At 70.4% G+C, this 13,985-nt stretch carries 13 protein-coding genes; 11 read left to right on the top strand and 2 right to left on the bottom strand.

Going from position 1 to position 13,985, the window contains the following annotated elements; genetic code table 11:
• The first annotated feature begins 93 nt into the window (after positions 1 to 93).
• The 6 genes from KO353_RS03125 to bchJ all read left to right on the top strand — a co-directional run bounded on the left by KO353_RS03125 (position 94) and on the right by bchJ (position 5,362).
• Positions 94 to 1,599, top strand: coding sequence for a phytoene desaturase (locus KO353_RS03125; RefSeq protein ID WP_456236924.1), 1,506 nt, complete (start codon positions 94 to 96; stop codon positions 1,597 to 1,599).
• Positions 1,592 to 2,614 (top strand): phytoene/squalene synthase family protein, encoded by a 1,023-nt coding sequence (locus tag KO353_RS03120; RefSeq protein ID WP_218286309.1) that lies wholly within the window; start codon positions 1,592 to 1,594, stop codon positions 2,612 to 2,614. The genes KO353_RS03125 and KO353_RS03120 overlap by 8 nt, the downstream gene beginning before the upstream one ends.
• 35 nt (positions 2,615 to 2,649) lie before the next feature.
• On the top strand, positions 2,650 to 2,979 hold the full coding sequence (locus tag KO353_RS03115) for a hypothetical protein (RefSeq protein WP_218286308.1): 330 nt from the start codon (positions 2,650 to 2,652) through the stop codon (positions 2,977 to 2,979).
• A 127-nt stretch (positions 2,980 to 3,106) separates the two neighbouring features.
• Positions 3,107 to 4,312, top strand: a complete 1,206-nt coding sequence (gene bchE / locus KO353_RS03110) for a magnesium-protoporphyrin IX monomethyl ester anaerobic oxidative cyclase (RefSeq protein WP_235692001.1) — start codon at positions 3,107 to 3,109, stop codon at positions 4,310 to 4,312.
• The gene (locus KO353_RS16250; protein WP_235692000.1) at positions 4,282 to 4,737 is read left to right on the top strand and encodes a hypothetical protein; all 456 of its coding nucleotides are present in this window, start codon (positions 4,282 to 4,284) and stop codon (positions 4,735 to 4,737) included. The genes bchE and KO353_RS16250 overlap by 31 nt, the downstream gene beginning before the upstream one ends.
• A complete protein-coding gene (bchJ, locus tag KO353_RS03105; protein WP_218286307.1) occupies positions 4,730 to 5,362 on the top strand; it encodes a bacteriochlorophyll 4-vinyl reductase in 633 nt (210 codons plus the stop codon). Before KO353_RS16250 ends, bchJ begins: the two co-directional genes overlap by 8 nt.
• A gap of 327 nt (positions 5,363 to 5,689) precedes the next feature.
• Here bchJ and KO353_RS03100 read toward each other — a convergent pair whose 3' ends face one another.
• Positions 5,690 to 6,649 (bottom strand): carotenoid 1,2-hydratase, encoded by a 960-nt coding sequence (locus KO353_RS03100; RefSeq protein WP_218286306.1) that lies wholly within the window; start codon positions 6,647 to 6,649, stop codon positions 5,690 to 5,692.
• A complete protein-coding gene (gene crtD / locus KO353_RS03095; protein ID WP_218286305.1) occupies positions 6,646 to 8,190 on the bottom strand; it encodes a 1-hydroxycarotenoid 3,4-desaturase CrtD in 1,545 nt (514 codons plus the stop codon). The genes KO353_RS03100 and crtD overlap by 4 nt, the downstream gene beginning before the upstream one ends.
• 132 nt (positions 8,191 to 8,322) lie before the next feature.
• On the opposite strand from crtD, the gene KO353_RS03090 reads away from it, so the two are divergent.
• The 5 genes from KO353_RS03090 (at position 8,323) to bchY (ending at position 13,985) form a co-directional block, all read left to right on the top strand.
• The gene (locus tag KO353_RS03090; protein WP_218286304.1) at positions 8,323 to 9,192 is read left to right on the top strand and encodes a polyprenyl synthetase family protein; all 870 of its coding nucleotides are present in this window, start codon (positions 8,323 to 8,325) and stop codon (positions 9,190 to 9,192) included.
• 3 nt (positions 9,193 to 9,195) lie between these two features.
• Positions 9,196 to 10,368: a methyltransferase gene (locus KO353_RS03085; protein WP_218286303.1), complete on the top strand. Its 1,173-nt coding sequence runs from the start codon at positions 9,196 to 9,198 to the stop codon at positions 10,366 to 10,368.
• Positions 10,369 to 10,493: 125 nt separating this feature from the next.
• Positions 10,494 to 11,435: a chlorophyll synthesis pathway protein BchC gene (bchC, locus tag KO353_RS03080; RefSeq protein ID WP_218286302.1), complete on the top strand. Its 942-nt coding sequence runs from the start codon at positions 10,494 to 10,496 to the stop codon at positions 11,433 to 11,435.
• On the top strand, positions 11,432 to 12,451 hold the full coding sequence (locus KO353_RS03075) for a chlorophyllide a reductase iron protein subunit X (RefSeq protein WP_218286301.1): 1,020 nt from the start codon (positions 11,432 to 11,434) through the stop codon (positions 12,449 to 12,451). Before bchC ends, KO353_RS03075 begins: the two co-directional genes overlap by 4 nt.
• A 91-nt stretch (positions 12,452 to 12,542) precedes the next feature.
• Positions 12,543 to 13,985 (top strand): chlorophyllide a reductase subunit Y, encoded by a 1,443-nt coding sequence (bchY, locus tag KO353_RS03070; protein WP_235691999.1) that lies wholly within the window; start codon positions 12,543 to 12,545, stop codon positions 13,983 to 13,985.

Below are 13,985 nucleotides of genomic sequence, written 5' to 3'. Positions count from 1 at the left end.
TCGCGCGCCGGACGTTGAATTGCTCTGGCGGCATCTGTCAACTTTACCTTACAGTCGTGCGGCATGGATGCCGCATCGCTCGCAGCACCCGCCGTGGCGCGCCGCGACCGCCGCCCGCATGCCGTGATCATCGGCAGCGGCTTCGGCGGGCTTGCCGCCGCCGTGCGGCTCGCGGCCCGCGGGTTCCGCGTCACGGTCCTCGAGCGGCTCGACCAGCCTGGCGGGCGCGCCTCGGTGTTCCGCGAGAACGGCTTCACCTTCGATGCCGGCCCGACGATCATCACGGCACCGTTCCTGCTCGAGGAACTCTGGGCGCTCGCCGGGCGGCGCCTCGCCGACGACGTGACGCTCGTGCCGATGGACCCGTTCTATCGGATCCGTTTCCACGATGGCGCGGTGTTCACCTACTCTGGCAACGCGGAGGCCATGCGCGCCGAGGTCGCGCGCTTCTGCCCGGCCGATGTCGCGGGGTGGGAGCGGTTCATGCGCCTCTCGGCCGAAACCTGCCGGATTGGCTTCGAGGGGCTCGGCCATGTCCCCTTCGGCTCGCCGCTCGACATGCTGCGTGTCGCGCCCGATCTGATCCGCCTCCGTGCCTGGAAGAGCGTCTACGCGATCGTTTCCGAGCATTTCTCGGACGAGCGTCTGCGGATCGTCTTCTCCTTCCACCCGCTCCTGATCGGCGGCAACCCGTTTGCCGCCCCCTCGGTCTATTGCCTGATCGCCGCGCTCGAGCAGCGCTGGGGCGTCCATTCGGCGATGGGGGGAACGGGCGCGATCGTCTCTGGCCTCGTGTCGCTCATCGAGGGGCTCGGCGGCGAGGTCCGCCTCTGCGCCGAAGTCGAGGAGATCCTCGTCTCCGGCGGCAGGGTGCGCGGCGTTCGCCTCGCCGGCGGCGAGACGGTGGCTTCCGACATCGTCGTCTCCAACGCCGATGCCGCCTACACCTACGGCACGCTGCTTGCCCGACACACGCGCCGCCGCTGGACCGACCGGAGGCTCGCCCGCGCGCGCTACGCGATGAGCCTGTTCGTCTGGTACTTCGGCACGCGCCGGCGCTACGACGAGGTCGGCCACCACACGATCCTGCTCGGGCGACGCTACCGCGCGCTGCTTTCGGACATCTTCAGCCGCAAGGTGCTCGCCGAGGATTTCAGCCTCTACCTGCACCGCCCAACCGCGACCGACCCCTCCCTCGCCCCGCCCGGCTGCGACAGTTTCTATGTTCTCTCTCCGGTGCCGAACCTCCTCGGCAACACGGACTGGACGAGCGCGGCCGAGCCCTATCGACGGTCGATCGAATCCTTCCTCGAGGCGACACTGCTTCCCGGCCTGTCCGAGGCCGTTATGACCTCGCGGCTGATGACGCCGCTCGATTTCCGCGACCGGCTTCTCTCGGTGCACGGCGCCGCTTTCGGGCTCGAGCCGGTGCTGCTGCAGAGCGCCTGGTTCCGCCCCAACAACAGGAGCGAGGAGGTGGATGGCCTCTATCTCGTCGGTGCCGGCACCCATCCGGGCGCTGGGCTGCCCGGGGTGATCTCCTCGGCCAAGGTGCTCGATCAAGTCGTTCCCCCGGCCGAGGCCTTCGCCCGTGCGTGACGCTGACCTCGCCGCCTGCAGCAACCTCCTGCGCCGCGGCTCCAGGAGCTTTCATGCCGCGGCGCTGTTGCTTCCCCCCTCGGTGCGTCGCCCGGCAACCGCCCTCTATGCCTTCTGCCGTCTCGCCGACGACGCGGTCGACGGGAAGAGGAGGAGCCCCGCCGCGCTCGCCCGCCTCTCCGCGCGGCTTGCCCGGATCTACGAGGGAAGGCCCGACAACCACCCGTGCGACCGCGTGCTCGCTGCCGTTGTCGCCACCCACGGCCTGCCGCGCGCCCTACCGGAGGCGCTGCTCGAGGGGCTCGCCTGGGATGCCGAGGGGCGACGCTATCGCGACCTCTCCGCGCTCAACGCCTATGCCGCGCGTGTCGCTGGGGCCGTCGGCGCGATGATGGCGGTGCTGATGGGCGTGCGCGAGCCGGGGCCGCTCGCGCGCGCCTGCGATCTCGGCGTGGCGATGCAACTGACCAACATCGCCCGCGATGTCGGCGAGGATGCCCGCATGGGCCGGCTCTACCTCCCGACCGAGTGGCTCGAGGAGGCAGGCATCGATCCGGAACGCTGGCTCGCTCGCCCCGCCTTCAGCCCGGCGCTCGGCGCCGCGGTCGCGCGGCTGCTGGCCGCCGCCGAGACGCTCTACGCGCGCGCTGAGCACGGCATCGCGGCCCTGCCGCTCGCCTGCCGGCCGGGAATCGCCGCAGCGCGTCTGATCTATGCCGAGATCGGCCGCGAGCTGGAGCGGCGTGGGCTCGACAGCGTCTCCACACGGGCGATCGTTCCGGGGCGGCGCAAGCTCGCTCTGCTCGCGCGCAGCCTCGCCGCCGCACCATTCGCGGCCGCGGGTGACGTCCTGGCCGCGCCCCCGCTGCCACAGACGCGCTTCCTCGTCCAGGCCGCGGTGGCAGCCGCGCCGCAGCCGGCCCGGCTTGACGGGCTCGCGGCGCGGATCACCTGGACCATTGCATTGTTCGAACGGCTCCAGCGGGCGGACAGGCTCGGGCGAAGCAGGGCCTGACCCTGCCCGGCCGCGGTTCGGGAAGGGAGGGAATGATGCGGTACTTTGTCGGTCTCCTGTGCTTCGTGGGCGGCGCGTGGCTGATGTGGTCGGCGCATGCGCGAAAGCGGCGCGTGCTCGCCGCCGGCCCGCTCTCGGCGCCTGCGCTCCATCCGTCGCTGCAGATCCTGGGCGATGCCATGCCGCCCATCATCGTGCTCGCCCTCATCATCATCGGGGCGAAGATCGCGATCGCGTTCGCGATCACCGATGCGGCGACGTATCTTTCGCTGTTCGATCTCGCGGGCGTGCTGTTCCTGCTCGCGGGTTACGGTACCTCCGTCGTGGTCCGATCCCGCTACAGGGAGGTGCCGCTCCGGCGCTAACGGCGCCGCGATGGCCGCGGCGACCCCGGGTGTCAGACGGGATTGACACACCTCAAGGACGCATCGCCACCGATCCGTTACGGGATCTGCGTCGGCCACGGCTGGCGAGAAGCGCCCGGAGGATCCCATGCGCATCGTCCTGATCCATCCGAACTACCACTCGGGCGGGGCGGAGATCGCGGGAAACTGGCCGCCCGCCTGGGTCGCCTACCTCGCGGGATATCTCAAGGCCGCGGGCTTCTCCGATATCCATTTCGTCGACGCGATGACAAACCACCTGACCGACGATCAGGTGCGCGCGGAGATCACGGCGCTGAAGCCTGACGTCGTCGGCGCCACCGCGATCACGCCCGCGATCTATAAGGCCGAGCGCCTGCTTGCCATCGCCAAGGAGGTCGATCCGAGGATCGTCACAGTGTTGGGGGGAATTCACGATACTTTCATGTATCCCCAGGTGCTGCACGAAGCGCCGTGGATCGACGCGGTGGTGCGCGGCGAGGGCGAGCAGGTGTTCCTCAATCTCGTCACCGCCGTGGCCGAGGGGCGCTGGCCTGAGGCCCGCCCGGCGATCCGGGGGATCGCCTATGCCGAGGACGGCAAGGTGGTGGCCACGCCCGCCGAGCCGCCGATCGCCGACCTCGACCGGATCGCGCCCGACTGGGGCATCCTCGACTGGGGCAAGTATATCTACATCCCGATGGGCGTGCGCGTGGCGATCCCCAATTTCGCGCGCGGTTGCCCCTTCACCTGTTCGTTCTGTTCGCAGTGGAAGTTCTGGCGCGACTACAGGGTGCGCGACCCGAAGAAGGTGGTGGACGAGATCGAGGCATTGGTGAGGGACCACGAGGTGGGCTTCTTCATCCTCGCCGACGAGGAGCCGACCATCCACAAGAAGAAGTTCGTTGCCTTCTGCGAGGAGCTGATCGCGCGCAAGCTCCCCGTTCTGTGGGGCATCAACACGCGCGTAACCGACATTCTGCGTGACGAGAAGCTCCTGCCGCTCTACCGCAAGGCCGGCTTGATCCATGTCTCGCTGGGAACGGAAGCGGCAGCACAGCTCAAGCTCGACCGCTTCAACAAGGAGACGACGATCGCCCAGAACCGGCGCGCCATCGAGCTCCTGCGCGCCAACGGGATCGTTGCCGAAGCCCAGTTCATCGTTGGCCTCGAGAACGAGACGGAGGAGACGCTCGAGGAGACCTACCGCATGGCCCGCGACTGGAACCCCGACATGGCGAACTGGGCGATGTACACGCCCTGGCCATTCTCGGACCTCTTCCAGAAATCGGCGACAAGGTCGAGGTGTTCGATTTCGAGAAGTACAATTTCGTGACGCCGATCATCAAGCCGGACGCGATGGATCGCGCAACCCTGCTTGACCGCGTGATGCACAAATACCGCCGCTTCTACCTCAACAAGGCCCTGTTCCACTATCCGTGGCTGAAGGACCGCACCAGGCGACGCTACATGCTCGGCTGCCTGAAGGCCTTCGCGAAATCGGGGTTCCAGCGAACGTTCTATGATCTCGGCAAGGTCGGCTACTGGGGACCGCAGTCAAAGCGCAAGGTCGATTTCGGCTTCGATACGTCACGCCGTCTCGATGCGCCCGCCTCTGCCGCGCCGGCGAACGCGATCTGGAAGACGATGCACAGGCGCAAGCAAGGCGGGGGAACGGAACGCTCGCCTGAGCTCGTGAAGGCCTGCGGCGGCAGCACCGAGCAGCTCGCCGAGGGCGAAGAGCGCACCACCCATGGCTGAGGCTGGCGCGATCGGCGTTCTTGCTGTCGTCGAGGAGAGGGCATGCCCGCGCGTCGGGCCGGACGCCGTCAATCGCGTCGCCGAGGCGCTGGCGGAGCGTCACGGCCCCGACCTCGCGCGCGGCGTGTTCGCCCGCGCCGGGCTGTCGGGCTGGCTCGACCATCCGCCGGCAGCGATGGTGCCGGAGGCGGATGTTGCGGCTCTTCACCGGGCCTTGCTCGCCGAGCTCGGCGAGCCCGAGGCGCGGGCGGTCGCCGCCGCTGCGGGGCGTCGGACCGCGGACTATCTTCTCGCGAAGCGCATCCCGGCTCCTGTTCGGGTGCTGCTGCGGCTTCTGCCCGCGGCGCCCTCGGCGCGGCTTCTGTTGCGCGCGATCGCCCGCCACGCCTGGACCTTTTGCGGCAGCGGCAGCTTCGCGGTGGAGCAGGGGGAGAGGGTTGTCGTGACCATCACGGGCGGGCCGCTGCGCGCTGCAGGCCCTGCCGCAGCGTGTGTGGCCGCCTATTACGCCGCGACCTTCCAGGCGCTGTTCCGTGCGCTTGTGCATCCGAACACCTCGGTGGCGGCACTGCGGCGCGCCACCGAGGCGACAGGGGCGTGCGCCTTCGCCCTCTCCTGGCGCTAGAGCAGATCGCATACGGCTGGAAACAGCCGTATGCATGAAGATGCTCGCAAGATAAGGCCAGAGCGGTTTCCACTCATCTGGAAACCGCTCTAGCCTTCGGTTGCCGTCCGCCCGCTAAGGCGCAACCGGGCGGGCAGAGGCAGGCTCGGCGCAGTCTTGTCCATCCTGCCGAGAGAACCACATCGCGGACGTCCGCGCCGGGTGGGCCGCTTCGGTCGCACCACCGGCAGCGCCTGTGGCGAGATCCGGCCATGACCCTTGCCGAACTAGCGCGCTACGAGTGGGTGATCATGCTTCTGATCCCGCTCGGCCTACTGCTGTGGGAGCTCAATCGGACGAAGCGCGAGATCCGCGAGGCGCGCGAGACGCAAGAGGCGCCGGAGCGGCAGGAGAAGAGCGGGCGCTGACCGGTTCGCGTGAGGCCCGACGCGGCATCCGGAACGGCAAAAGCGCCTTGACCCAAAGGCGAGCGAAGCGGTCGAGATCGAGGCTCTCATGAACCGCCGTTGCCACGCGGCCGAACAGGCGCGTGCGGATCGTCGACCGGGCGTAGAACGGCGTGTCCTCGAGGGTGTCGATCACGCGCGGGCCCTCCCCCTGGCCATGGGCGGACCGACGGATACGCCAGATCGGCGTCCTCGGCAGGCCGAACACCTCGGGCAGCGGAAGACGCTCCAACGTGCCGTCGCCGCGTGGGCGAAGCGCGAGCGCAAGGCGTGATCCGTCGCGTCGCGTGGCGTCGTAGAGGATCACCGCCTCGCCGCCGGCGTGGGCGCGCGTCCAGGTCCACCGTGCGAAGCCGCGCTCGAGCGGCTCGTCGCCCATGTTGCTGTCGAGATAGCCATGCCCGGACCAGGAGAGAGCGGGCTCCGTGAGCGCGACCTCGACCCGTGCAGCCGGGGCGAGCGGCGCCCAGCGGTGCAGCCCCCTGGCATCGAGAGGAAAGGCCTCGGCGCCGAAAGCGGCGGGCAGGAGCCTGATCGTTCCGCGGAGCCGGAAGGGCAGGGGAGCGGAACGCTCGGCGAAGACAACCGTGAGCGCGGTGCCGTCCCAGGCGAGCTCGCTTGGTCCAACAACGAAACGATCGACGCTCCGCTGGAGCGACCACGCTCCCCGTTCGGTCATCGCCCAGCGGCGCCTCGGCCCGTAGAGAGCGATGTTGACCGCGACATGGTTCTCCGGCTCCGCCACGCCGCCGCCGCGTGCCCGCGCGAGAGCGTAGTACGGAGAGAACACCGAACCGACGAAGGCGATGACAGTGAAGCCGTGGCGCCCGTCGTCGCTCAAGCCGTCGAGATACCACCAGAGATAGCCGCCGGGGCGAACCGGCGTATCGAAACGGAGCGACGGCTGAGATGTTCCACCGCCGCTGCCGCTGCAAGGCGGCCCGAGAGGATCGCCATCGGCACCCCGGCTCCCGGATGAACGCTCCCCCCCGCAAGCAGAAGGCCCGGCAGGCGCGTCCGTGCTCCCGGCCGCCGGAACGCGGCCGACCAGCCGTGCAGCGCCCGGCCATAGAGCGCTCCCCCGGTCGCCGGGAACAGGGCCGCGAACTGCTCCGGCCCCGTCACCACCGCCTGGCGCTCGCTCAAGGTCAGGCCCGCTTGGCGCAGCCGATCGAACAGTCTCTCTTCGCATCGTGCGATCTCCGAGGCCGTCGGGGGGCGCGTGTCGCCATCCGCCGGCGCGTTGACGAGGCAGAACAGGCGCTCGGTGCCCTCGGGCTCCGCGTCGTTGGGGTCGCCGCGGTCCTGGGCGCAGAGATAGACCGTGGGGTCGTCGGGCAGGCGCCGGCGGCCGAGGATCGTTTCGAACTCCTCCGGATAGTCGCGCGAGAAGAACACGTTGTGGCGGAGCAGTGGGAAGCCCGAGGCGCGTGCCGCGAGGCTCCAGGTGACGGCGGAGAGGGAACGTGGCGGCGCGGACCCGGCGGTGGCCGCGGCGGCCGCGGGCCCGAACAGGCCGGTGCGCAGCGCCGCATGGTCGGCCGTGGCGATCACCGCATCGGCCTCGATCTCCTCCCCGGTCGCAAGCCGGACGCCGTGCGCGCGGCCGGTCTCCGCGAGCACGGCGGCGACCTCGGCACGATACCGGAACACCGCCCCGCGCCGTGCAGCGGCCTCCGCAAACGCGCGGGCGAGACGATGCATGCCGCCCTCGACGATCCACACCCCCTCCTGCTCGGCATGCGCGATCAGCATCAGCGTCGCCGGCGCGGCGAAGGGGGAGGCGCCGCAATAGGTCGCATAGCGCCCGAAGAGCTGGCGCAGCCGCGCGTCTTTGAAGTGCCGCCCGAGCTCCGACCAGAGGGTGGCGAAGGGGGCGACGCGGGCGAGCGCCGGCAGGCCGCGCAGGCCCGCGCGCCAGGCGAGACCGAGCGGGGACGGGCGCTCGGCCTGCATGAAACTCGCCTCGAGCGTGCGGAAGATCCGGCCCGCGCGGGCGATGAACGCGCGGTAGCCGCGCGCCTCGGCAGGCCCAGCGAAGGCGCCAATCGCCTCGGCGCTCGCCTCGCGGTCGGCGAACAGGTCGAGCACCGAGCCATCCTGCCAGTGATGGCGGGCGAGCACGTCGAGGCGACGCGTCTGGACATAATCCTCGAGGGCAAGCCCGGCATCGGCGAAGAGCTGCTCGAGCACCCAGCGCATCGTCAGAACGGTCGGCCCGGAATCGATCGCCCGCCCCGCGACCTCGACCGCGCGCATCTTCCCGCCCGGCGCGGCGGCGCGTTCGCAGACGGTGACGGCAACGCCCCGCGCGGCGAGATCGAGCGCGGCGGCGAGCCCGCCGGCTCCAGCCCCGATGACCACCACGTGGCTCTCTCGCATCCGCCTCCGTTCCTTCTCGAGACCGTTCCGGAAAAAGTGATTGACGCGACTGTCAAGTCAGACTGACAGTGTAGCGCGACAAGGGCGCTTGACGCATCGGCCAAACGTCCTTCCCTGCGGGAGGTACCTTTCATGGATGCCATCACGCGGATCGAACGCGCTCTCGCCGGATCTCTCGCCCTGACCGAACGCCCAGGGGCGCCGCCACGGCTCGGCGAAGCCATGCGCTACGCCGTCTTTCCGCGCGGCGCCCGCGTCCGCCCGAGGCTCTGCCTTGCCGTTGCCTCCGCCTGCGGCGACGACCTCCCCGAGCTTTCCGACGCCGCGGCGGCCGCGATCGAGCTTCTTCACTGTGCCTCGCTGGTGCACGACGACCTGCCGTGCTTCGACGATGCCGCCCTGCGCCGCGGCAAGCCCGCGCTTCACCGAGCCTTCGGCGAACCGCTCGCCGTTCTCGCCGGCGATGCGCTGATCGTGCTCGCCTTCCAGACGGTCGCGCGCGCGGCGCCGCTTTCGCCTGCACGCGCTGCCGCCATCCTGGTCGCGCTCGGCGATGGCGTGGGGGTGCCGTTCGGAATCGTCGCGGGGCAGGCGTGGGAATGCGAGGCGGAGGTCGATCTCGCAGCGTATCAGCGACAGAAGACCGGGGCCCTGTTCGCCGCCGCCGCCATGGCCGGGGCGCTCGCGGCCGGAGCGCCGGCCGATCCCTGGCGGCTCTTCGGCGAGCGCCTCGGCGAGGCCTACCAGGTCGCCGACGATCTGGCCGATGCCGTCTGCGAGGAACGCGAGAGCGGCAAGACCTGCGGCCAGGATGTCGCGCATGACCGTCCCTCGGCCGTGCGCAGCCTCGGCCTTGCGGGGGCGGTGCGCCGGCTCGAGGCTCTGACGGAGGAGGCCGTGGCGGCCGTGCCGGCCTGCGACGGGGCGGCGCAGCTCAAGGCCCTGATCCGCAGCGAGGCCCGGCGCCTTCTGCCGGAGAAGCTCGCGCTCACCACCGCCTGAGCCATGGCGGCGGTCGACGGCAAGGCGGAGGCGCGCGCATCGCCCGGGGCTCTGCGGTCCGTGGTCGACCGGGTGCTTGCCTGGCGCGACAGCCGGATCGCCGACCCGCGCTTCCGCGCCTGGGCCGCCCGGTTCCCCCTCACACGCTGGCGTGCTAGGCGCGAGGCGCGGGCGCTGTTCGACCTCTGCGCCGGGTTCGTCTACTCGCAGGTTCTGCTCGCCTGCGTTCGGCTTGGTCTGTTCGATCTTGTCGCCAAGCAGCCGCTTGCCGACCCGGCAATCGCGGCGCGGATGGGCCTCTCTGTCGCGTCCGCCACGCGGCTCATCGAGGCGGCCGTGTCGCTTCGGCTCCTGCGTCGGACGGCGGATGGCAGGGTCACGCTCGGCCCGCTCGGGGCGGCCATGGTCGGCAATGCCGGGCTCGCGGCGATGGTCGAGCATCACGCCCTCGTCTATCGCGACCTCGCCGACCCGGTGTCGCTCCTGCGCGGCGAGGTGACAGAGCGGGCGCTCGCCCGCTACTGGCCCTATGCCGCCGAGGGGAGCCACGCCGGGCTCGGGGACGCCGAGGTCGCCCCCTACACCGCGCTGATGGCGGCCACACAGCCGCTCGTCTCTACTGAGGTGCTTGGGGCCTACGACTTCTCCGGGCACCGCTGCCTGCTCGATGTCGGCGGCGGCGACGGAAGTTTCCTTGCCGCCGTCGGGCGGCGCCACGGCCACCTGTCGCTGCTCCTGTTCGACCTTCCCGCCGTCGCGTCCCGTGCCGAAGCGCGGCTCGCCGGTGCGGGGCTCGCTGGCCGCTCGCGCTGCATCGGCGGGGATTTCCTGACCGATCCGCTCCCCGAGGGCGCCGACATCGTCTCGCTCGTCCGCGTCCTGCATGACCATGACGACGAGCGGGTCGGGCGCATTCTTGCCGCGGTGCGGCGCGCCCTCCCTCCCGGCGGGACGCTTCTCGTCGCCGAGCCGCTTGCCGACACCCCGGGCGCGGAGCCGATCGGCGCCGCGTATTTCGGCTTCTACCTCTTAGCGATGGGGCGTGGCCAGGCGCGCAGCGTGGCGCGGCTCTCGGAACTCCTCGCGCGCGCCGGCTTCCGCGACGTGCGTCAGCATCGCACCGACACGCCGTTGCTGACGGGGCTTCTGACTGCGCGTGCGGGCAATCGGTCGTGAGCGACTGTCAATCTTGCTTGACCAGAAAAAGCGTCAAGCTAGACTGACACTGAATGGTCGGTCGGGCGGACCGATGCGACGGAGGAGCGAGCCCCCGGCGCCGGCCGAATCGGGAGAGGCGGTTCATGGACGCACTCGCTGTCCTATTGAAAGCGCCGGAAACGCTGGCCCTGAGCCGGCTGCCGCTCGCCGAGCCGGGCGAGGCGGATGTCGTCGTCGAGGTCGAGTGGAGCGGCATCAGCACCGGGACGGAGCGACTGCTCTACACGGGCCGCATGCCGCCCTTCCCCGGCATGGGCTACCCGCTCGTGCCCGGCTACGAATCGGTGGGCCGGATCGTCGCTGCCGGTCCGCGCGCCGACCGCCCCGTCGGCGCCCGCGTGTTCGTCCCCGGCGCCCGCTGCTTCGGTGAGGTGCGGGGGCTGTTCGGCGGGGCCGCCTCGCGTCTCGTCGTCCCCGGAGCCAAAGCAAGGCCGATTGGCGAAGCGATGGGCGAGCGCGGCGTGCTGCTCGCTCTTGCTGCCACCGCGCACCATGCCGTTGCCGCACCCGGAGCGGCCCTGCCCGATCTCATCGTCGGCCATGGTGTGCTCGGGCGTTTGATCGCGCGCCTCGTCCTTGCCTTAGGCGGCGCACCGCCGACCGTGTGGGAAACCAACCCCGCCCGTGCGAGCGGGGCGAAAGGCTATTCCGTCATCGACCCGATCAACGACGAGCGTCGCGACTATACGGCGATCCATGATGTCAGCGGCGATGCGACCATCCTCGATGCGCTGGTCGCGCGGCTCGCCCCTGGCGGCGAGATCGTCCTCGCCGGCTTCTATGCCGACCGTCTCTCCTTCGCCTTTCCCCCCGCCTTCATGCGCGAGGCGCGGCTGCGGATCGCTGCGGAGTGGCGCGAGGCCGATCTCGACGCGGTGGTGGCGCTGATCGAGGCGGGCAGGCTCTCGCTCGATGGGCTGATCACCCACCACCAGCCGGCGACCGCCGCCGCCGAGGCCTACCGCACCGCGTTCGGCGACCCGGCCTGCTTGAAGATGGTGCTCGACTGGAGGGCTTGTGCATGAACGCAGCGCTTCCCGCCACGCCTGTCGCGCCCGCGCAGCTGAGCCAAGCGGCGGCGCTCCGCGCGGAGGCCGCGATCGAGCCGGACCTGCCCTCGACCGCCGCGCCCACTAAGAAGACGCAGATCATTGCGATCTACGGCAAGGGGGGAATCGGCAAGTCGTTCACCCTTGCCAATCTCAGCTACATGATGGCGCAGCAGGGCAGACGCGTCCTGCTCATCGGCTGCGACCCGAAGAGCGACACGACCTCGCTGCTCTTCGGCGGCCGCTCCTGCCCCACCATCATCGAGACCTCCTTGCGCAAGAAGGCGGCCGGGGAGGCGGTCGCGATCGGCGACGTGTGCTTCAAGCGCGACGGCGTGTTCGCGATGGAGCTCGGCGGCCCCGAGGTCGGGCGCGGCTGCGGCGGCAGGGGAATCATCCACGGCTTCGAGCTGCTCGAGAAGCTCGGCTTCCACAACTGGGACTTCGACTACGTCCTGCTCGACTTCCTCGGCGATGTCGTGTGCGGCGGTTTCGGCCTGCCGATCGCGCGCGACATGTGCCAGAAGGTGATCGTCGTCGCCTCGAATGACCTGCAGTCGCTCTACGTCGCCAACAATGTCTGCTCCGCGGTCGAGTACTTCCGCAAGCTCGGCGGCAATGTCGGCGTCGCCGGAATGGTCATCAACAAGGATGACGGCACGGGCGAGGCGCAGGCTTTTGCGGAGAAGGCGGGCGTTCCCGTCCTCGCCTCCATCCCGGCGCACGAGGACATACGCCGCAAGAGCGCGGCCTACGAGATCATCGGCAGGCCAGGTTCCCCCTGGGCGCCGCTGTTCGAATCGCTCGCGCAAAGGGTCGCTGAGTCGCCGCCCGTCCGGCCGACCCCGCTGAGCCAGGACGCTCTGCTCGGCCTGTTCAAGGGCGAGACGGTTGGCCGCGACGTCGTGCTTGATCCTGCGACAATGGAGGACATGTGCGCCGGCGAGACGGTCACGAAACCCTCGCTCGAAGTGGTCTACGAGGGCGCGTGAGATGAACGCCGTCACGCCGCCAAAACCTGAGCACGTGACCGCGGCCGGGACAGCCCTATCGGGCGCCGGCTGCCATGGTGGGCGGGAGACGATGCGCGAGGCGGCGCGCGCCGCCGGCAAATCCGAGGCGCTCGAGCGTCTGCAGAAGGACTATCCGCAGGGTCCGCACGATCAGCCGCAGTCGATGTGCCCCGCCTTCGGGTCGCTGCGCGTTGGCCTCAGGATGCGTCGGACGGCGACCATCCTTTCGGGCAGTGCCTGCTGCGTCTACGGCCTCACCTTCACGAGCCACTTCTACGGCGCGCGCCGCACCGTCGGCTACGTGCCGTTCAACTCCGAGACGCTCGTGACCGGCAAGCTGTTCGAGGACATCCGCGAGGCGGTGCACCAGACGGCGAAGCCGGAGGACTACGACGCGGTCGTGGTAATCAATCTCTGCGTGCCGACGGCCTCCGGCGTGCCGCTCGATCTCCTGCCCAAGGAGATCAACGGCGTGCGGATCATCGGCATCGATGTTCCCGGCTTCGGGGTGCCGACGCATGCCGAGGCGAAGGACGTTCTTGCGGGCGCGATGCTGCGCTATGCGCGCGCCGAAGCCGAGGCCGGCCCGGTTGCGCGGCCGCGCAACCTTGTCGAGGGCGCGCGCACGGTCGCTCTGATCGGCGAGCTCTTCCCCGGTGACCCGCCCGGTGTGGCGGCGCTGCTCGCGCCGATGGGGCTTGCGCTCGCGCCGCAGACGCCAGCGCGCGAGTGGCGCGACCTCTACGCGGCGCTCGACTGCGCCGTGGCTGCCGCGGTCCACCCCTTCTACACCGCTGCTGTCCGCGAGTTCCGTGCGGCGGGGCGGCCGGTCGTCGGCTCGGCGCCGGTCGGCGTCGAGGGCACCGCCGCCTGGCTCGAAGCGGTGGCCGACGCGGCCGGGATCGAGGCGGCCGCGCTCGACGCGGCGAAGGCGCGCGCACTTCCTGCTATCAAGGCTGCGCTCGCCGCCAACCCGATCCGCGCGCGGATCACCGTCTCCGGCTACGAGGGGTCGGAGCTCCTGGTCGCGCGCCTCCTCGTCGAGGCCGGCGCCGAGGTTCCCTATGTCGGCACGGCCTGTCCGCGGACGGAATGGTCCGACCCGGATCGGGAATGGCTCGAGGCGCGCGGCGTGCATGTGCAGTATCGCGCCTCGCTCGAGCAGGATGTCGCGGCGATGCTCGATGCCCGCCCCGACCTCGCCGTCGGCACCACGCCGCTCGTGCAGAAGGCGAAGGAGCGCGGCATCCCCGCACTCTACTTCACCAACATGGTCTCGGCCCGGCCCCTGTTCGGACCGGCGGGGGCAGGGGCGCTCGCCGCGATTGTTGCGGCGCAGACACGCGGCAGCGAGCGCTTCCGTCGCATGGTCGGCTTCTTCGAGGGCGTGGGAACGCCAGAGGGTGCAGGCTACGGCTTCACCGATCGTCCGGTCGACCCGCCAGGCTTCCGCGAGCGCCAGAGGAAGCTCCGCGCGGCGCGGGCGAAGGCCGAAGAGGCGGTGGGGAGCTGA

Origin of the sequence: Elioraea tepida, assembly GCF_019203965.1 — a bacterium.
GTDB classification, from domain to species: Bacteria; Pseudomonadota; Alphaproteobacteria; order Acetobacterales; family Acetobacteraceae; genus Elioraea_A; species Elioraea_A tepida.
Note: the sequence above shows the minus strand (reverse complement) of the source record. Positions and strands in the feature narration are given on the sequence as shown.